Origin of the sequence: Parafrankia sp. Ea1.12, assembly GCF_900465275.1 — a bacterium.
GTDB lineage: Bacteria > Actinomycetota > Actinomycetes > Frankiales > Frankiaceae > Parafrankia > Parafrankia soli.
In genome coordinates, this window is the sequence record NZ_UBIZ01000074.1 from 1 (window position 1) to 18,143 (window position 18,143).

15 protein-coding genes and 2 pseudogenes are annotated in these 18,143 nt (G+C 75.0%); 10 read left to right on the top strand and 7 right to left on the bottom strand.

What is annotated here, in order from left to right:
- A pseudogene (locus FMEAI12_RS00430) lies at window positions 1-1,521 on the bottom strand (pyruvate dehydrogenase); the annotation flags it as partial.
- 12 nt (window positions 1,522-1,533) lie between these two features.
- Window positions 1,534-1,842 (bottom strand): DUF167 domain-containing protein, encoded by a 309-nt coding sequence (locus FMEAI12_RS00435; protein ID WP_071062536.1) that lies wholly within the window; start codon window positions 1,840-1,842, stop codon window positions 1,534-1,536.
- A gap of 95 nt (window positions 1,843-1,937) precedes the next feature.
- Here FMEAI12_RS00435 and fabG point away from each other — a divergent pair, with 95 nt between their 5' ends.
- From fabG to FMEAI12_RS00455, 4 genes are all read left to right on the top strand, one after another.
- Window positions 1,938-2,654, top strand: a complete 717-nt coding sequence (gene fabG, locus FMEAI12_RS00440; protein ID WP_071062534.1) for a 3-oxoacyl-ACP reductase FabG — start codon at window positions 1,938-1,940, stop codon at window positions 2,652-2,654.
- 326 nt (window positions 2,655-2,980) lie between these two features.
- Window positions 2,981-3,286 (top strand): hypothetical protein, encoded by a 306-nt coding sequence (locus FMEAI12_RS00445; protein ID WP_165938502.1) that lies wholly within the window; start codon window positions 2,981-2,983, stop codon window positions 3,284-3,286.
- Between the two features lie 72 nt (window positions 3,287-3,358).
- Window positions 3,359-4,612 carry a ferrochelatase gene (locus FMEAI12_RS00450; protein ID WP_112104571.1) on the top strand — a complete coding sequence of 418 codons (1,254 nt, stop codon included), beginning with the start codon at window positions 3,359-3,361 and terminating at the stop codon, window positions 4,610-4,612.
- Between the two features lie 18 nt (window positions 4,613-4,630).
- Entirely contained in the window at window positions 4,631-5,146 is a 516-nt protein-coding gene (locus FMEAI12_RS00455) for a DUF3090 family protein (protein ID WP_112104572.1), read from the top strand.
- 175 nt (window positions 5,147-5,321) lie between these two features.
- On the opposite strand, the gene FMEAI12_RS00460 is transcribed toward FMEAI12_RS00455, so the two are convergent.
- The 4 genes from FMEAI12_RS00460 to FMEAI12_RS00475 are packed head-to-tail and all read right to left on the bottom strand — an operon-like array spanning window position 5,322 to window position 9,478.
- Complete coding sequence (locus tag FMEAI12_RS00460) at window positions 5,322-6,101, bottom strand: hypothetical protein (protein ID WP_198541270.1); 780 nt, start codon at window positions 6,099-6,101, stop codon at window positions 5,322-5,324.
- A gap of 18 nt (window positions 6,102-6,119) precedes the next feature.
- Complete coding sequence (locus FMEAI12_RS00465) at window positions 6,120-6,974, bottom strand: SGNH/GDSL hydrolase family protein (protein WP_112104578.1); 855 nt, start codon at window positions 6,972-6,974, stop codon at window positions 6,120-6,122.
- A gap of 30 nt (window positions 6,975-7,004) precedes the next feature.
- Window positions 7,005-8,201 (bottom strand): glycosyltransferase, encoded by a 1,197-nt coding sequence (locus FMEAI12_RS00470; RefSeq protein ID WP_112104579.1) that lies wholly within the window; start codon window positions 8,199-8,201, stop codon window positions 7,005-7,007.
- The gene (locus FMEAI12_RS00475; protein ID WP_235013542.1) at window positions 8,198-9,478 is read right to left on the bottom strand and encodes a glycosyltransferase family 1 protein; all 1,281 of its coding nucleotides are present in this window, start codon (window positions 9,476-9,478) and stop codon (window positions 8,198-8,200) included. The genes FMEAI12_RS00470 and FMEAI12_RS00475 overlap by 4 nt, the downstream gene beginning before the upstream one ends.
- Before the next feature lie 307 nt (window positions 9,479-9,785).
- On the opposite strand from FMEAI12_RS00475, the gene FMEAI12_RS00480 reads away from it, so the two are divergent.
- The 3 genes from FMEAI12_RS00480 (at window position 9,786) to FMEAI12_RS00490 (ending at window position 12,496) form a co-directional block, all read left to right on the top strand.
- Window positions 9,786-10,292, top strand: a complete 507-nt coding sequence (locus FMEAI12_RS00480; protein ID WP_112104574.1) for a DUF3099 domain-containing protein — start codon at window positions 9,786-9,788, stop codon at window positions 10,290-10,292.
- 10 nt (window positions 10,293-10,302) lie between these two features.
- Window positions 10,303-11,484, top strand: a complete 1,182-nt coding sequence (locus FMEAI12_RS00485; protein WP_112104580.1) for a CaiB/BaiF CoA-transferase family protein — start codon at window positions 10,303-10,305, stop codon at window positions 11,482-11,484.
- A gap of 109 nt (window positions 11,485-11,593) precedes the next feature.
- Window positions 11,594-12,496 (top strand): S-adenosyl-l-methionine hydroxide adenosyltransferase family protein, encoded by a 903-nt coding sequence (locus FMEAI12_RS00490; RefSeq protein ID WP_112104575.1) that lies wholly within the window; start codon window positions 11,594-11,596, stop codon window positions 12,494-12,496.
- 76 nt (window positions 12,497-12,572) lie between these two features.
- On the opposite strand, the gene pucL is transcribed toward FMEAI12_RS00490, so the two are convergent.
- Window positions 12,573-13,478 carry a factor-independent urate hydroxylase gene (gene pucL / locus FMEAI12_RS00495; protein ID WP_020459844.1) on the bottom strand — a complete coding sequence of 302 codons (906 nt, stop codon included), beginning with the start codon at window positions 13,476-13,478 and terminating at the stop codon, window positions 12,573-12,575.
- 763 nt (window positions 13,479-14,241) lie between these two features.
- Between pucL and FMEAI12_RS00500 the strand changes: the two genes are divergently transcribed.
- From FMEAI12_RS00500 to FMEAI12_RS00510, 3 genes and pseudogenes are all read left to right on the top strand, one after another.
- The gene (locus tag FMEAI12_RS00500; protein ID WP_112104576.1) at window positions 14,242-15,669 is read left to right on the top strand and encodes an Ig-like domain-containing protein; all 1,428 of its coding nucleotides are present in this window, start codon (window positions 14,242-14,244) and stop codon (window positions 15,667-15,669) included.
- 351 nt (window positions 15,670-16,020) lie between these two features.
- Entirely contained in the window at window positions 16,021-17,037 is a 1,017-nt protein-coding gene (locus FMEAI12_RS00505; protein WP_235013543.1) for a phosphatase PAP2 family protein, read from the top strand.
- Window positions 17,038-17,372: 335 nt separating this feature from the next.
- Window positions 17,373-18,143, top strand: a pseudogene (locus tag FMEAI12_RS00510) (OmpA family protein); the annotation flags it as partial.

Genomic DNA, 18,143 nt, shown 5'->3' on the forward strand with positions numbered 1-18,143 from the left:
GATCATCGACGCGTTCGACGAGGTCGAGGCCGGGCGGGCGGGCGCGGGCAGTGGGCCGGTGTAGGCGAACAGGACGGTCGGTCGCCCGGCCTCGACCTCGTCGAACGCGTCGATGATCAGCGCGAGGTCGTGGCCGCCCAGATCGCGCAGCGCATCGTGGATCTGCTCGTCGCTCAGTCCGTCGAGCAGCCGGTCGACACCGGCCCCGGAGGCTCCCGGACCGGCGAGCCGGCGCCGCAGCTCGGTCCCGTCCAGTTGGAGCAGAGCGAGGTACTCGGCGGGCGACATCGCGTCCAGCCGGGCCCGCAGCGCCGCGCCGCCGGGGGCCCGGAACAGGGCGGCGAGCCGGCGGCCGTAGCGCAGGGTCAGCACCTGCCAGCCGGCGGCCTCGAACATCCGCGCCGCCCGGGCCGGCCCGCCGACGCCACCGGGCGGCCCGCCCGGGCCGGGGCCGGCTGGCGTCCCCGGCGCCCCGGAGTCGGTCGGCGCGCCGCCGGTCACCAGGACCACCCAGAACAGCTCGCCCAGGTGGGAGACCCGCTCGTCGGTCACGGCCTCCCAGACCGCGGAGTCGCGCAGCTCCGCGAAATCGATCAGGCAGATCTGGCGGCCGCTCGGGGCACGGTCGAAGCGCTCACCCGCGAAGCGGCTGGCCAGCGCCGACCAGATGGTCCCGTTCGGCCCGACGTTGCCGGCCCCGGTCGCGCGCGGCGGCCGCCGGGTGGACGGCCCCGCCGCCGCGGCGCCGTCCACCCGGTCGAGGGACGGCAAGCGGTCGGGTGGCCGCGGACCGGCGGCGACCGGAAGGCCGGCGGCGACCGGAAACGCGGCGGCGAGCGGAGGGCCGCCGGGCATCGGCGGCTCGTCACCGTCGAGCGCGGACCGCAGGACCTGGTGGACGGCTCCCAGCAGCGGCCCCGCGTGCGGGGTGGCGGAGACCCGGTCGGCGACCCGCAGCGTGTCGAACCACAGCGCCGCGGCGATCGTGGACGCGGCCTCGCACATGGCCCGGTCGGCGGCCGCCCCTCGTGGGCCGCGGGCGCCGGTCGAGACGGCGTGGTCGATGCCTGCCGCCGCGAGCTCGCGCAGCCGGGCTTCCACGGCGGCCAGCGCCGCGAGGTCGAGCACGCCGCCGGGCGGCCCGGGAACGATCTCGCCGAGTCGCGCCGCCTCCTCCGAACCGCCACCGGCGTCTTCCCCGGCGGCACCCGTCGCGCCGCCAGGCCCGCCCATGGCATCGGGCCCGCTCCGGTTACCGTGCCCGGCCGAGTCACCGAGGCTCGTAGCGGCACCGGCCGCGTCGCCGGGACCTGACCCGCCGGGGCGTACCTCGCCGGGGCCGGTGTCGGCGCGGCCGGCGTCGCCGCGGTTGTCACGGCCGTCACGGCCCGACGCGGCGTCGTCGGCGGGCGACTCGGCCGGCATCGCGGGATCGATCGTCAGGTCGTCCCGGCGGCCGTGGCCGTGCGTGTACTCGCCGGCTCGGATGTCCGTCCTGCGCAACCCCCGCCTCCGTCCCATCGCCTCGACGACCTACCTGGAGTCCAGACGTGCGGCCGGGTCGGAATGTTGCGCCAGTTCCTCGACTCGCCGCGTGATGACGTCGTCCGGAGCGTCCACCTCGATGAACTTGACCCTGCCGATCGAGCGGATCAGGGCCACGTCGGACCGGCGGACACCCAGTGCCTGCGCGAGGGCGCGCAGCGCCGCCTCGTTCGCCCGGCCCTCGACCGCCGGTTCCCGTACGCGCACGACCAGCAGCCGGCCGTGGGTCGGGTCGGACGTCGCCGGCCCCACGGCCGTCCGGTCGGCGGCGGGACGCACCCGGATCGCTACGCGCACCCGCCCATCGTCCCCGACGGGCCGGCGGCACGGGGCGGGGAGTGTCCCGGGTGGCATGGGCTCGCGCGACCCGGCGGGCCGCTACGATCCCGGCCATGGTCGAGAACGAAGGTCGAGTCGCACTGGTGACCGGTGGCAACCGTGGGATCGGCGCCGCGTGCGCGGCGGCGCTCGCGGCCTCGGGTGACCGGGTGGCCGTGGCCAGCCGCGGTGGCGAGGCACCCGACGGGATGCTCGGGGTGCGGATGGACGTCACCAGCGCGGACAGCGTCGACAAGGCGTTCAGCGAGGTCGAGGCCGCGCTCGGCCCGGTCGAGATCGTCGTGTCCAACGCCGGCATCGTGCGCGACACGCTGATGCTCATGATGTCGGAGGACTCCTTCCGCGACGTCGTCGACACCAACCTGCTCGGGGCCTACCGGGTGGCGAAGCGCGCGTCGCGCTCGATGATCCGGCGCCGCAACGGTCGGTTGATCTTCATCTCGTCGGTGGTGGGGCTCTCCGGCGGTCCGGGGCAGTCGAACTACGCCGCCTCCAAGGCGGGCCTGGTGGGTTTCGCCCGGTCGCTGGCACGCGAGCTCGGCGGCCGTGGGATCACCTCGAACGTGATCGCCCCGGGTCCGATCCGCACGGACATGACGGACGCGCTCACCGACACCCAGCGCGAGTTCCTCGTCGCCGCCACCCCCGCCGGACGGATGGGCGACCCCGCGGAGGTCGCCGCGGCGGTGGTCTTCCTCGCGTCGCAGGGCGCCGCGTATGTGAACGGCGCGGTCATCCCGGTCGACGGTGGCGCCGGCATGGGCCACTGACGGCCCACACCGGCAACCGGCGCGCGTCGGCGGCGCGGCCAGCGGAATGACGCGCCCGGCGCGTGGCGTTGCAGCCCTGAGATGACAGCAGCCGTGAGATGACAGTGACGGACGGTGCCGCCCGCCCGTCGCCGGCCACGGCCCGTGGCGACGCCCCCGGCGGGGAGCGTGCCGCCCGCCCGGGCGGCCCACGGGTCGACGCGGCGGGTGCTGATGGGCCACGGTGGGAGTGGACGGATCGCCGGGCGGGCGGGCGGCCGTCCCCCAGCGCGGCGCGCCGGAGCGCCGCGAGGGCCGGGTGCGCGAGGGCCGGTGGAGGTGGCGCCGTGAGCATGATCAGGGTCGAGTCGCGGGGAGGCCGCGGCTACGCGGTCGAGGTCGCAGAGGAGACCGCGCCCGGGGCGCACGGGCTGGCGTTCTCCTACGCCGTCCGGGTGGACGACGAGGTCGTCGACGCGCTGGGGCTGGATCCGGACGACGACGCGGCGCTGACCGCCCTCGTCCGGGAGTCCTTCGCGTTCCTGCTGGCCCGCGAGCCTGCGGGCGACATCCTGCGCTCGTTCGACCTGTCGACGATCTCGCGGTACTTCCCGACGTACCTCGACGAGATCCGGGGCCGGGTGCCGCGCTGACGGCGCGGACCCGGCTGGCGGACGGGCGCGACGTACGACGTACGACGGGGGCGACGTACACGGAAAGGGGACATGACGGTGCCGACGGACGCCGCCGGCCACGGCCGCGGGATCGACGTGGACGCGCTGCTGCTCGTCTCCTTCGGCGGTCCGGAGGGGCCGGAGGACGTCCTGCCGTTCCTGCGCAACGTGACCCGCGGCCGCGGCGTGCCCGAGGCGCGGCTGGCCGAGGTCGCGGCGCACTACGACCGCTTCGGTGGGCGCAGCCCGATCAACGACCAGAACCGGGCGCTGCTCGCCTCGCTGCGGGAGCGGCTGGCCCCGATGCCCGTGTACTGGGGCAACCGGAACTGGCAGCCGTACCTCGCCGACGCCGTGGCGCGCATGCGGGCCGACGGCGTGCGCCGGGCGGCCTGCTTCGTGACGTCCGCGTTCGCGTCCTACTCGGGGTGCCGGCAGTACCGGGAGGATCTGGCGGCGGCCCTGGAGCAGGTCGGCCCGGGCGCCCCCGACCTGGTGAAGCTGCGGCTGTTCTTCGACCACCCGGGATTCGTCGAGCCGATGGTCGACCACTGCGTGCGGGCGCTCGCGACGCTGCCGGTGGCGGTGCGCGACGAGGCCCGGCTGATGTTCACCGCCCACGCGCTGCCCCGCTCGCAGGCGGCCGCGAGCGGGCCGGACGGCGGAGCCTACGAGCGCCAGCTCCGCGCGGCCGCCGGTGTGATCGCGCAGCGCGTCGCCGCGTGCGTCGGTACCCGGCACGAGTGGCAGGTCGCCTACTGCAGCCGCAGCGGCCCACCGAGCGTGCCCTGGCTCGAACCGGACGTCAACGACGCCCTGGCGGCGCTCGCGGACGGCGGCGCGCGCGCCGCGGTGATCGTGCCGGTCGGTTTCGTCAGCGACCACATGGAGGTCGTCTACGATCTCGACGTCGAGGCGGTGCGCACCGCCTCGGAACGCGGCCTGGCGGTCGCCCGGGCGGGTACCGTCGGCACGGATCCCCGCTTCGTCGCGATGGTGGCCGATCTGGTCGCCGAGCGCCGTTCCCCCGAGTGGGAGCGGCCCGCGCTGAGCGGCGAGGGGCCGTCGCACGACGTCTGCCCGCTGCACTGCTGTGACCCGGGCGCTCGGCGCCCGGCGGCCGCCGGTGTCCCGGCGGATCTGTGCGCGCACGGCCCGGCACGTTCCGGCGTGACGGCGTCACAGCCGGGCAGGCCGGCGAACGCGGAGCGCTCCCGGCATGGTGAACCGCGCAACGAAGCGACGATACTGGTGGATGAGCGGGCAGGTACGTCGCGGTCCGACTCTCACCCCGCAGGCGAATAAGACGGAGCGATCCGAGACATGCAGCGATTTGTGTTCGACCCGCCGGAGCGGTTCGTGGTCGGGACCGTCGGGCAGCCCGGTGACCGCGTGTTCTTCCTCCAGGCGGCGGCTCGTGGGCAACTCGTCACGGTGGGTCTGGAGAAGACCGAGGTGACGGCGCTCGCCGAAGGGCTGACGGCCCTGCTCGGCCAGGTGGGTCAGACCCAGGGGATCGCGCTGCCGGCCGCCTCCGACGTCGAGGTCGACCTCGCCCCCCTCGACGCCCCGTTCGAGGAGGACTTCCACCTCGGCCAGCTGACGGTGTCGTGGGACGGGCACCGGGTGTTCGTCGAGGCCGCCGGACTCGCCTCGAGCGAGCCGCGGATCACCGACACCGAGAGCGACGTCGACTCGCTGCGCGTCGGCCTCTCGATCGAGCAGACCAAGGCCTTCATCGAACGGGCCCGCAGCATCGTGGCCGCCGGCCGCCCGCCGTGCGTGCTCTGCGGCCGCCCCGACGGCCCGTCCGGCCACTTCTGCCCGCGCCTGAACTGAGCCCGCGCAGGGGCAAGGCCGCCGGGCCCCGTCGGGTACCGGCGATCCCCACCGCCGATGGCCACCTCGGTCTTCGCCCATCACGGCCCGCTCGCCCTTTAGCTTCCTGCTCGCCCTTTCGGGCCGGAATCCGCCGCCATCGACCCCCGAAACGGCGAGGAAGAAACCAAGCGGATCAGTGGCTGGCGTAGGCCGGGTCGAAGGCGTCGTAGGCCGCCTCGTAGGCCCGCCGGACGGCGCCGGACAGGCCCCGCAGGGCCGCGGAGCGGCGGCTGACCTCGGTCGCGGTGACCGCGGCGCCGTCGTCGCGGGCGGCGAGCTCCAGCAGTTCGGCGAGCCGCTCGGCGCGGGCGAGCAGGGCGTGCGCGTTCGGCGGGTAGCCCGGCCCCAGCCCGGGGCCGGGCTCGGGCTCGCCGCGGTCGCGCAGCAGGGCCAGCACCTCCGGCCGGGCGCTGGCGATGTCGAGGTCCACCAGCGCCGCCGTGGTCTGCCTGATCGCGACCGACAGCTCGTGGTCGGCGGCGCGCAGCCCGGCGGGTGGCGGTGGAACCCGGCCGGCCCGCAGCACCCGCCAGTGCACGGACTCCAGGCCGCCCTCGACGGCCGGGCCGTGCACGATCACGGACGGCACGAGGACGAGCGGGGGCGTGGGCCCGATCACCACCAGCGCCTCGCCGGCGGTGAGCGCGTCCCTGTTCACGTCGGGCGGACCCGGCAGGCCGCTCACGTCACCGGGCACCGGGAGCACCAGGCGCATCCGTTCGGCTCCGGCGCGGCGCAGCGCCCCGAGGCCGAGGACCAGAGGTTCGTCACCGACGGTGTGCGGCGCACTGCCGCCCAGCGCCTCGTGAACCTGGGTGATGACGTCGTCGAGGCCGACGAGTCCGGCCAGCCAGGCGTTGCCCCAGCCGGCGAGGACGCCGGAGCGCGGGGAAGCGGGCAGGTCGGCAAGCACATGCCTACCGTAGGGAATTCACCGGCCAAACGCGGTACCGAGTCGCCGGAAACCGTGGTTTCGCGGACGCAAATCACGCCGCGGGGCGTGCGCGCGGCCCAGCAGCCAGGGAATCCCGATCGTGGCGACCCAGCGCAGGTGGTCCGCGGTTCCCGGCGGCGGGGGCACGTGCCGGGGGTCCGGCAGCTCGCCGACAGCCATCCCGGTCTCCCGCAGCTTCTCGGCGAAGGCCCCTGCGATAAGGCGATGTCCGTGCGGTCCCGGGTGCACCAGGTCGACGTCGAAGGTGGAGCGCCGGCGGACGGCCGGGTGCCGGCCGAGGTCCACGACGAGCACCCCGTCGTCGCGCGCGGCGGCGGCGTCGACCGCCGCGTTGAGATGTCCGACCCGCTCGGCGAGCAGCCGCTCGATCGGGCCGGGCAGCGGCAGCAGACCACCCGGATCGGGCAGCCGCGCGGTCAGCACGACAATGCCGTCGGTGCGCAGCCGGCCGATGCTCCACACCATGTCCTGGCGCAGCCGCAGCGGGTCGAAGGTCGGCTTGAAGACGTCGTTCATGCCGGCGACCACGCAGGCCAGCGCGGGCCGCAGCGCCAGGGCCACGGGGAGCTGGCGGACGCGGACGTCCCGGGCGGTCGCGCCCGTGCGGGCCAGGTTCTCGTAGTGGACGAGCCCGGGCGGGGCCAGCGCCGCCGCGAGCAGCGCCGCGAAGCCGCGGCCGGCCAGCGCCCCCGGCCCGCGGTCGCGGCCCATGCTGACTCCGTCGCCCAGGCCGGCGGTGAGGCTGTCGCCGAGCGCGACGAAGCCGAGGGCGCCGTCCGGGCGGACCAGGCGGAGCGGGCGCGTCGGCACGGTGCGCGGGTCGTCGTTCACGGCGGTGTCGTCCACGGCGGCGTCGTGGCGTCAGGCCGCGAGGGGGCCCGAGACCGGACCGGCCGCGGGAGTCGCGTCCACCGCGGGGGACGCGGCGGGCAGGTCGTGGCAGCGCAGGAACCCGTCGATGGTGGCGCTCCACGGGAACCGCTCGGCGCGGGCCCGGGCGGCGTCCCGTCGGCGGTCGGGGTCGATCGACAGCAGGTCGAGAGCGGCGTCGGCGAACGTGAACCCGGTTCCCGCGGCGCTCGTCCCGGCGGCCCCGTCGCCGGCGGGGTCGGCGACGAGCTCCGCGAGCGCGCTCGCGTGGTGGACGACCGGCGCCGTCCCGCTGGCCATCGCCTCCAGTGCGGCCAGGCCGAACGTCTCGATCGGGCCCGGGGCGAAGGCCAGATCGGCGGTCGCGAGCAGGCCGGCGAGGCGCCGCGGGTCGGCGACGAACCCGAGGAAGGCCACCGGCAGGCCCGCGGCGAGGCGTTCCAGGCGGGCGCGGCTGGCTCCGTCACCGGCGATGACGAGGCGTACCGGCACCCGGCGGCGCACCAGCTCGGCCACCGCGGCGAGCGCGATGTCGACCCGCTTCTCCGGGGAGAGCCGGGTCGCCGCGACGATCAGGATCTCCCGGTCCCGGGCGAACGCGCGGCGCAGCGTGCGGTCGTGGTTGGCCGGTTGGAAGCGGTCCAGCTCGACGCCGAGCGGGACCTGGCTCAGGTTCGGCGCGCCGATCCGGACGAACTCGGTGGCCGCCCACCCCGTCGTCGCGACCACGGTGTCGAAGCCCGCGGCGAGCGCCCGGTTCGACCGGTCGGCCGCGGCCCGGACCGGCAGCACCCCGCGCAGCGGAGCGGGCGTCCACAGGCCCAGCAGGCGGTCGAGCCGCTCGTGGCTGACCACGAGCGAGCGGACGCCCTGCCGGCGGGCCCACCGGCCGAGCGGGCGCAGCGTCGCGCGGTCGTGGATCTCGATCCGGTCGGCGCGCTCCCGCTCCATCACCGCGGCCACCCGCCACGGCTCGGCCAGCACCCGGTAGCCGGTGCCGGGCAGCAGCGGCGCGCGCAGGGTGATGATCCGCGCGTGTGCGGTGCGCTCCTCTCCGTCCGCGGCGCCCGGGACGATCTGCACCACCTCGTGGCCGGCCCCCGCGTACCCCGCGGCGAGGTGCCGCAGCGTCGTCCGGATGCCGCCCGACGCCGGCGCGACGAAACTCGCCGCCTGCACGATCCTCATCCTGGCCACCCGTCGGTCGTCGCGGTCGTCGCAGTCGCGGTCGTCGCGGTCGTCACGGCGAGCGCCGGCACCGCGGTCATCGGTGTCATCGCCGTCCACGCGGGGCGCGCGGCCTCCGCCGGTCCGGCGATCCGCGTGCCGCCGGGCCCGCGGCGGGCCCGGGTGAGCCGGGTGGGCAGGCGGTGGCGCCGCCCGGCCGCGGGCTGCGCGGTGCCCAGCACGTCCCGGTAGTGCCCGAGCAGCTCGTCGCCGATGGCGTACCAGTCGCAGCCGGCCACCGAGGCGCGCGCCGCGCTCGCCAGCCGGGCCCGCAGCTCGCCGTCCTCGACCAGCCGGGTGACCTCGCGGCGCAGTGCGTGCGGGTCGCCGGGCGTGTAGTGCAGGCCGGTCCGCTCGTGCTCGATGACGTCGAGCAGCCCCCCGGCCGCCGGCCCCACGACCGCGACCCCGCTGGCCTTCGCCTCCTGCGCCGCCTGGCAGAACGTCTCATGCGTGCCGGTGTGGACGAAGACGTCCAGGCTGGCGACGGCGGCCGACAGGTCGGCGCCGGTGCGGAAGCCCAGGAACGCCGCCCCGGGCAGCGCCCTCGTCAGCGCCGGCCGGCAGGGCCCGTCGCCGACGACGACGAGTCGCGCCCCCGGCAGGTCGGCGATGCCGGCGAGCAGCTCGACGCGCTTCTCCCGGGCGAGCCGTCCCACATACCCGACGAGGACCTCGCCGCGCGGCGCCAGGGCGGCCCGCAGCCGCTCGTCGCGGTGATCGGGGTGGAAGCGCTCGAGGTCGACGCCCCGGCTCCAGCGGGCGACCCGCTGCACGCCCTCGGCGAGCAGGGTGTCCACCGCGTCCCAGGACGGCGCCAGCGTGCGGGCGGCGAGGCGGTGCACGCTGGCCAGCCAGCGCCAGATCGTCCGCTCGGCCGCGGAGAGCCCGTAGCGGGTCGCGAACGCCGCGATGTCGGTCTGGTAGACGGCGATGCTCGGTACGCCCAGCCGGCGCGCGGCGTAGGCGGCCTGGGCGCCCAGGCCGGCCGGGGCGGCAAGGTGGACGATGTCCGGGCGGAACTCGCGCAGCGCCGCGGCCAGCCCCGGCCACGGGGTCGCGAAGCGGAACTCGGGGTAGCCGGGCATCGGCGCTGACGGGCTCCACAGCACCGGGGCCCCGGCGTAGCTGCGCGGGGCGGTCCGGCGGGCGGCCGGAGCCGGCGCCGGGGCGACGACGAGCGCCTCGTGACCGGTGTCGCGCAGATGCTCCAGCACCCGGCACACCGAGTTCGTCACGCCGTCGACCTGGGGTAGAAACGACTCACTGACCACGGCGACTCGCACACGAGCACGGTGGCAGCGACCAGCGCCCAGGCGAGGACCATCATCCGTCCACCGCGTAAACATTCGGACACAGATTGGTGGGGTGGGAACTCTTCCAGGTGTCGGATCTCGCGACGGGGATCGTTGTTCCGTCCGCGCCCGCGTGGGCAGGATGTCGCCAGGAGGGGACGACCGTCCCGCTCCGGATCCTCGGCGATGGGCGTTGAGCGGGCCATGGACGTCGTGAGCGGGCAGTGGGCACTGTGAGCGGGCGATCGGTGTGAGGTGGCGGCGGGCCGAGCCCGTGCTGATCACCTCGGCGGAGGAGGCCCGGCCGGCGGAGATCCGGCGCCGGGAGCAGCGCTACATCCTGACGATGCTGGTCCGGGTGGTCTGCTTCGTGCTGGCCGTCGTCGTGTTCACCGGGTGGCTGCGGCTCGTCGCCGTGGGCCTCGCCATCATCCTTCCGTGGATCGCGGTCGTCATCGCCAACGGCGGCCCGGCGCGCTCGGACCGCCGGCAGGCCGGCTTCGCCCCGAAGACCACCGCGGGCGACGAGCCCCGCGCCCTCGCCGCGGGCGGCCACCGGATCGTCGACGCCGATGTGCTGGACGGTGACCTCGTCGACGGCGGCTTCCAGGACGGCAAGGCCGCCGACGCCGAGGTCGTGGACGCCGAGGTCGTGGACGCCGAGGTTGTCGACGCCGAGGTTGTCGACGGCGAGGTCGTGGACGGCGAGGTTGTCAACGGCCGGATCGTCGACGGTGAGGCCCGGCCGGGCCGCTAGCCTGGCCGGTGTGCTTCCGCTCGCGGGTGTGACCGTCGTCAGCCTGGAGCATGCCGTGGCGCTGCCGTTCGCGACCCGGCACCTGGCCGAGCTGGGCGCCCGGGTGATCAAGGTGGAGCGCCCGGGGCAGGGGGACTTCGCGCGCGACTACGACCGCGCGGTGCGCGGCGGGATGTCGGCCCACTTCTCCTGGCTGAACCGTTCCAAGGAGTCGCTGACCCTCGACCTGAAGGTGCCCCGCGCCCGGGCCGTGCTCGATCGTCTCATCGAGCGCGCCGACGTCGTCGCGCAGAATCTCGGGCCGGGAGCCGCGGCGCGGCTGGGCCTCGACGCGGCCACGCTCGTCGCCCGCCGTCCCGAGCTCGTCGCGGTGGACCTGTCCGGCTACGGCCCGAGTGGCCCCTACCGCGGGCGGAAGGCCTACGACATGCTTGTCCAGGCCGAGGCGGGCCTGATCGCCGTCACCGGCACCCCGGACCATCCCGCCAAGGCCGGGTTCGCCGCCGGTGACGTCGCCGCGGGCAGCTACGTGATCCAGGGTGTGCTCTCCGCGCTGCTGCGCCGGGAGCGGTCGGGCGCCGGCGCCGTGCTGGAGATCGCCATGCTCGACGCCCTCACCGAATGGATGGGCTACCCGGTGCAGACCGTCGAGCACACCGGGGTCGAGCTGGCCCGGTCCGGGATCGGCCACCAGTCGATCGCGCCGTACGAGGCCTTCCGGACGGCGGACGGCGACGACGTGCTCATCGGCGTCCAGAACGACGGAGAGTGGGCGCGGCTCGCCCGGGGCCCGCTGAGCCGCCCCGAACTGGCGGACGACCCCGACTTCGCGACGAACCAGGCCCGGGTGCGGAACCGGGAGCGCACCGACGCCGTGGTCGCCGCTGTCGTCGCCACCCTGGGCACGGCCGAGCTGGAGGCGGGCCTTGCCGCGGCCGGGGTGGCGTACGCCCGGGTGAGCACCGTCGCCGGCGTGCTCGCCCACCCCCAGCTCGCCGCCCGCGGGCGCTGGGTCGAGGTCGGCTCGCCGGTCGGCCCGGTGCGCCAGACCCGGCCGGTGGTCGAGTTCCCCGGGGAGGACGCCCGTCTTGGCCCGGTGCCCGCGCTCGGCGAGCACACCGACCGCATCCTCGGCGAACTCGGCCTCGACCCGACCGAGATCGCCGACCTGCGCGCCGTCGGCGCGATCTGACGCCGGACCCCGGAGCGCGATCTGACGCCGGACCCCGGAGACAGACCCGGGGTGGACGAGAAGCGTGCCCCGCCTCCCGCCGGCGCGCCTTCTGGCACGCTCGGGCGGCATGAGCTGCGTCAGCCTGACGACCGACTACGGCCTGCTGGACGGTTTCGTCGCCGCGTGCCACGGCGTCCTGCTCCGGCTGGCCCCGGGGGTGCCGATCGTGGACGTGACCCACCTCGTGCCGCGCGGGGACGTCCGGCGCGGGGCCGCGGTCCTCGCTTCCACGGTGCGGCATCTGCCGCGTGGGGTCCACGTCGCCGTGGTCGATCCGGGGGTCGGCACCTCCCGGCGGGCGCTCGCCGCGCGCACGCCCGGTGGGTTCGTGGTCGGCCCCGACAACGGGCTGCTCGTGCCCGCCGCAGAGGCCCTGGGCGGGCTGCTGGCGGCGGTGGACCTCACCATGCCCGAGGGCATCCCGGCGACCTTCCACGGCCGGGACGTCTTCGCGCCGGCGGCGGCCGCGCTGGCCACCGGCCGCCCCCTGGACGCGCTGGGCGAGCGGATCGATCCCGCGTCCGTGGTGCGGCTGCCCGAGCCGTTCGCCCGCGTGCTGCGCGGGCCCGCCGGGTCCCGGCTGGAGGCGGATGTCCTGACCGTGGACGGCTTCGGCAACGTGGCACTGGCCGCGGCGGCGGAGCTGCTCACCCAGGCCGGCCTGCGGCCCGGCGACCGGGTCCGGCTGACCGCCGAGCGGGCCCGGCCGTCCGGCGACCGGGTTCCGCCGACCGGCGGGCAGATCCGGCCGTCCGGCGAGCGGCGAGCCGTGGGGGAGCCCGAGCTCGTGCCCGGGCCGGCGGGGCCGGTGGAGCTCGCCGTCGGCGTCACCTTCGGCTCCGTCGAGCCCGGGGAGCTGGTGCTCTACCTGGATTCGGGCGGTCTGGTCGCGGTGGCCCGCCGGGACGGCGACGCGGCGCGCAGCCTGCGGCTGGTACCCGGGGACAGGGTGATCATCACCCCGGCCTGAGCCCGCCGGCTTGACGGCGGAAGCGGAGGCCGGCCGGCTCAGGCGAAGCCGGCCGGCTCAGCGGGAACAGGGCGGCTCAGCAGAAGCCGGGCGTGCCGTACCAGGCGGCGGGGGCCTCCGGGACGTCGTCGCGCCGCACCGTGCCCTCGATCCGCCCGTAGGGACGGTCCGCGGCCAGGTAGACGGTGTTCGGGTTGTCCAGGCCGAACGGTTCCAGGTCGACCAGGAAATGGTGCTTGTTCGGCATCGACATGCGAATCTCGGCGACTTCCGGGAAAGCGGTGAGGACGGCCTCGCCCATCTGGTGCAGGGTCTGCTGCAGCGCGAGGCTGTGCTCGGCCGCGAAGGTCTCGACGAGCGCGCGCGGTATCCCGGCGGCGAGACGCGCGAAGTCGGCGCCGGACATGCCGTCCGCGTCCAGGTAACGCCACCGCGCTGTGACCTCGGTGGCGAGGATTCGATCGGACGTCTCGGCCAGGGTGGTGTACCGGTCGCGCGGGAATCCGTGGAACTCCGAGCCGGTTGACCTGAGAACGACCAGCCCGGCGAGTCCGGACACGGCGTGGACGGCGTCCGCCTCCACCGTGACCACGGTCGTTCGTGTTCCGCGTCCCGACCGGACGAAGGAGTGGTCGTGTTCCCGCCCGTCGACCGTGATCCGTTCCCACTCGTGCTGCTCGATCTCGATCCGCGCCCCGGTGATCCAGTCGGCGGTGGTCGTGAAATGCCGTCCCAGCCGGCTCGCGAACTGTTCGATCTCGCCTACGCCGCCTTCCCGGGCGAAGGCGTACACGACGTTCTTCTGGGTGTCGGTGGTGAGAACGTGGCTGTTGTCGCCGCGGGTGTGGGCGGCGGTGAAGTCGCCGCGCAGCGCGGTGGAGACCGTCAGGTCGGTGATCCGGTGCGCCGGTGTGGACCGGTCCACGTGGACGAGCCGTACCTCGGCCTTGCCGTACTGGTTCGGTCCGAGAACGATGGCCATGAGCACCTTCCGTGATCGAGCGGGGCGGGCCGGGCGGGGCCGTGGCGCACCGGTCGTGGCGCACCGGCCGTGGCGGTGCCACGGCCCGGCCCCGACCGCCGGACGCCCCATTCTGGTGCGACCGCGGGTGCGGTTCGGTTGGGGGACCGTTTCGGCGCCGTTTCCCGATCGGGCGCGGCTGATCTCTCCCGGGTGGGCCCGCCGTCCCGGCGGATGGCAGCCGTGGAGCGCGCGTTCGGGCGCCGGCCGGTGGGCCGGTGCCGGCGTATCCGTCGCATGGCACGAAAGGCTGGCTTCGTTCCGTGATTTTTGTGGCACTTATCGTTGCCATCGCTGTCTGATTACCGACAATGTGGCGGTGAGGGGCTTCCGTGTCGGGCCCGGTGCAGCCTTGGCGCGCAACGTCGGATAAGAGTCGTGCGTCGGATCAACCGGCGTGGGAGGGGTTTATGGCAGCTAGCCGGAGAGTGTCGCTCTCCGCAGTCGAAGTATTGACGAAAAGTAGTTGTCCGGCGAGTGTGGTGGGGTTTTCCCGTGATCGACGGGACGTGGTTCTGGGCTGTGGGTACGGTCCGCTCGTGAGTGGTCGAGCGAGCGCACATTCTGCTTCCAAGGCGTCGCTTTCCGTGGTGACATCGCGTTTCGTCATCCCCGCACTCCGCGCGGTGTCCGCAGGTCACGGCGGCCCGCTGTCCGGCAAGCCACGAACCGGCGCGATGCGTTGCCCCGCCTCACCGGTTCGGTCTTCGGAAGTAGGCCACGCATGTCCCGCTCGATGATGAGCTTGATACGCGCGCCCCGAGGCGCCGTTCCGTCCGGTTCCGGTTCTGATCAGGATCGGGCCTCCGACCGGAGGTGCTCGCCCGCCACCCGCCGTCCGCTGGTCCGGCGCCGGTCGGAGGCCGTGCGGCCCGCCGGGATCATCCGGTCGCGGCTCGCCGCGGCCTCCGGCGTGCTCGCCGCGGCCGTGGTCCTGGCTTCCTGCTCCTCCGGGGGCGGCGGGGGCGCCGGCCCGGCCCAGAACGAGCCACCGCGCCCGGCCGTGCCGACCGTGACGGTGACCCCGGCCGACGGCGCTGCCGGCATCGCGCTCACCGAGTCGATCGTGGTGAAGAGCAACGCGCCGCTGGCGTCGGTGACCGTGGCCCGCGGCGCGAGCCCGACGGAGAAGACCGACCCCGGCACGCTGGAGGGGACCTTCTCCGCCGACCGCCGGACCTGGACGTCCGCGGGTGGGTTGTTCTCCGACACCCGCTACGACATCCAGGCGGCCACCGCGCCGGTCCAGGGGCTGGACGGCACCAGGAACATCACGTCGAGCTTCACCACCGGCGTCCCGGACAAGGCGTTCAAGGTGTCGTGGGAGCCGGTCGCCGGTCAGACCGTCGGGGTCGGCGCCCCGATCAGCCTGACCTTCAGCGCTCCGGTCAAGGACCGCGCGGCGGTGCAGAGCCGCCTGGCGGTGAACGCCGACCCGCCGGTCCTCGGCGCCTGGAACTGGATGTCGGACCGGATGGCCGTGTGGCGCCCGCAGCAGTACTGGGCGCCCGGGACGAAGGTGCACGTGGAGGCCAACCTCGCGGGCTTCGACTCCGGCACCGGCTGGATCGGGGTCAAGGACCGCTCGATGGACTTCGCGATCGGGGCCGCCCAGATCAGCAAGGTCGACGCGGCCACCCACGTGATGCAGGTGTTCCAGAACGACCAGCTCGTGCGGACCATGCCGATCAGCGGTGGCAAGCCCGGGTTCCTGACCATGGAGGGCCCGCACAACGTGCTGGGCAAGGCCCCGATGGTGATCATGGACTCGGCGACGGTCGGCGTGCCGAAGGGCCACCCGGAGTACTACTACGAAGAGGTGCAGTGGGCCGTCCACTACACCAGCGGTGGGCAGTACGTGCACTCCGCTCCGTGGTCAGTGGCGTCGCAGGGCCGGGCGAACGTCTCGCACGGGTGCGTGAACGCCTCCCCGGCGGACGCGCAGTGGTTCTACAACTTCAGTCAGTTCGGCGACATCATCGACATCAGCAACACCGGTCGCCCGGCGGATACCCGGCAGCTCGGCAATGAGTGGTCCGTCCCGTGGGACATCTGGAAGGCGGGCAGCGCGTTGCCCGTTGACCAGCCCGCGGCCAGCGGTGCGCTGGCGGGCGCTGCGCCCGGCGCGGGGCTGCCCGCCGGTCGGACCTGACCGGCAGCCGCTCCCGCACCGAGGGCGGGTGGCCACGGAGGAACGTCTCCGTGGCCACCCGCCCTCGTCGTTCGAGATCTGCCGTCCGTGATTGGCTGGACGGCGCAAGCTGGACGGGGTGACGATGGCGGACGGACCGGAAGTCGAGGCGTGGTGGATCGGACGAACCGGGACAGTCGTGCGGAACGGGAAGCTCCAACGGACCCGGACAGTCACGCGGCCCGCGTGGATGAAGCGGACCGTGCCGGCCTGCCGGAGGAGAACGATCTGACGATTCCGAGCGACGGGGCGGCTCGGAGTGGCGGGGCCGCTACCGCCGGCGGGGTGGCGCGGAGCGACGGGACGGATCGGATGGACCGGGGGGAGCGGGTGGACCGGGAACGTCGCGCGGAGGCGCCGGCGGGCCTGCCGACGCCTCCGGGGACAGGCCGGTTCCGCAACCCGGCGACCGGCCTGCCCAGGCTGTGGGTCGAGGCCGTCGTCCTGGTGGGGCTCTACTACGTCTACACGGCCACCCGTGGCGTGGCGGGCTCGTCGGTCGGCGCCGCGACCGACATGGGCTGGGACATCCTCCGCCTGCAGCAGCACCTGCACCTCGACATCGAGCTCAGCCTCAACCGGTGGCTGCAGAGCATCCCGCCGCTGGCGGTCGCCTCCTGCTACTACTACTCGACCCTGCACTTCGTCGTCACGCCGGCGCTGCTGGTCTGGATGTACCGTCGCCACCCCGGCCGCTACATCCGGGCCCGGTGGGCCCTGGTCTTCACCACCCTGATCTCGCTGTGCGGCTTCTTCCTGTTCCCCACCGCCCCGCCCCGGCTCCTGCCCGGCACCTCGTATGTCGACACGATGTCGCACTTCGAGGGATGGGGATGGTGGAGCGGCGGCGCCAGCGCCGCTCCGAACGGCCTCGAGGGGCTGGCCAACCAGTACGCGGCCATGCCCTCGCTGCACTGCGCGTGGGCGCTGTGGTGCGGCTTCATGCTGGCCCGTTTCGCCCGCACACCCCTCGTTCGAGTGATCGGCTGTCTCTATCCCGCTGCGACCGTGTTCGTCGTGATGGCAACCTCGAACCACTACATCCTGGACGCCGTCGCCGGCTGGGCGGTGCTCGGCGTGAGCACGCTGCTCTCGCTGGCCATCACCGCCCGCGGCCGACGCCGGCCGGCTGAGGCTCCGCCGACTCCCGCTCCGGCCACCGCCGCGGTGCACCGGCCTGCCGTGGCGAAGACGGCGACGGCCGACGTGGCGAAGACGGCGACGGCCGACGTGGCGACCGCCGACAGGGCCGCCGCCGACAGGGCCGCCGGGACCAAGGTGGCCGGGCGCCCGGGCCTGGAGCCTGACGTGGGCCAGGCCTCGGGCTGACCGGGAGCCTGGCTCAAGGCTGGTGGCTGGGGGTCGGTGGCCCGCCGGGCCGCCGGTAGGCCCTGCGGGCGGGTGGCGTTCCGTGGCCGTCCGATCGGTAGTTTTTTCGCCACCTTCCCCCGGTGCGTTCCCGATGTCGGGGATGTGCGAAAGTTGCTTTGCGCTGCGATGATCCGCGTCGCCGGCCGGGTTGCCGGGCGTCTGGCCGGGTCGGCGCCGCGCCCCGGGCGGGCTCCTCGTGATCCTGCTCGGCACGGCTACAGATCATCCCGCACGACAGTCCCGTCCGACAGGCCTGTTCCACCGTCCCGTTCGACATCGAGCACGGAGCATCCATGTCCTCGCCCGCGGTGGCGTTCCCGCGGCGCCCCCGTCTGGTGGCGTTCGCCGTCTCGTTGATCATCGCCTGGCTGCTGCTCGGGCTGGGGGCGCTCTGGCTGCGGCGCGGGCCGATCGAGAATGACCTGACCGGCCGGGCGGCGGACGCCGTCCGCTCCGCGGGCGCCACCCAGGTGCGGGTCAGCGCCGAGGGCCGGGAGATCGTGCTGCACGGCCGCTTCGACAGCGCCGAGGACGCCCGCCGGGCGGCGGCGGCGGCCGCCGTCTCGGGCAGCAGCTCCGTCCGGCTGGCCGCGGACGCCGTCATCGCCTCGGAGCCGGCGCAGCCCCTCGTGGTCGGGGTGGAGCAGCGCGCCGGCCGGGCGCCGGCCGGGGTGGTGCTGAGTGCGACCGTGCCGGACAGTGCGACCCGGGCCGCCCTGCTGGGCGCGGCGGCGGACGCCGCCGGCGGCGTCGTCTCCGCGACGGTCACGGTCGACCCGCGGGTCGCGACGCCGGCCGTGGAGGCGTTCGGTGACGTGGCGAGGGCGTTGGGCACCGGGCCGGGCGTCCGCTCGGTGACGATCGACGGCTCGTCGGTCGTGCTGTGGGGGAGCGCCCCCGACGACGCGGCACGGGCGTCGATCGGGGCGGCGGTCCTGGCCGCGGCCCGGCAGTCGATCCCTGGCGCGTCCCTGGAGAACCGGCTTGCCGTCGGCTCGGGCGCCACCGTGGCCCTCGACCCGGCGACGGGCGAGATCCTCCGGCCGGCCGCGCCGGCCCCGGCC

What these genes read in the sequence shown, in the direction of transcription:
- FMEAI12_RS00470 (WP_112104579.1), bottom strand. Translation starts at nt 8,201, where the DNA reads ATGAGGATCGTGCAGGCGGCGAGTTTCGTCGCGCCGGCGTCGGGCGGC.
- FMEAI12_RS00500 (WP_112104576.1), top strand. Translation starts at nt 14,242, where the DNA reads ATGTCCCGCTCGATGATGAGCTTGATACGCGCGCCCCGAGGCGCCGTT.
- FMEAI12_RS00455 (WP_112104572.1), top strand. Translation starts at nt 4,631, where the DNA reads ATGCAGCGATTTGTGTTCGACCCGCCGGAGCGGTTCGTGGTCGGGACC.
- FMEAI12_RS00490 (WP_112104575.1), top strand. Translation starts at nt 11,594, where the DNA reads ATGAGCTGCGTCAGCCTGACGACCGACTACGGCCTGCTGGACGGTTTC.
- pucL (WP_020459844.1), bottom strand. Translation starts at nt 13,478, where the DNA reads ATGGCCATCGTTCTCGGACCGAACCAGTACGGCAAGGCCGAGGTACGG.
- fabG (WP_071062534.1), top strand. Translation starts at nt 1,938, where the DNA reads ATGGTCGAGAACGAAGGTCGAGTCGCACTGGTGACCGGTGGCAACCGT.
- FMEAI12_RS00505 (WP_235013543.1), top strand. Translation starts at nt 16,021, where the DNA reads ATGGACCGGGGGGAGCGGGTGGACCGGGAACGTCGCGCGGAGGCGCCG.
- FMEAI12_RS00450 (WP_112104571.1), top strand. Translation starts at nt 3,359, where the DNA reads ATGACGGTGCCGACGGACGCCGCCGGCCACGGCCGCGGGATCGACGTG.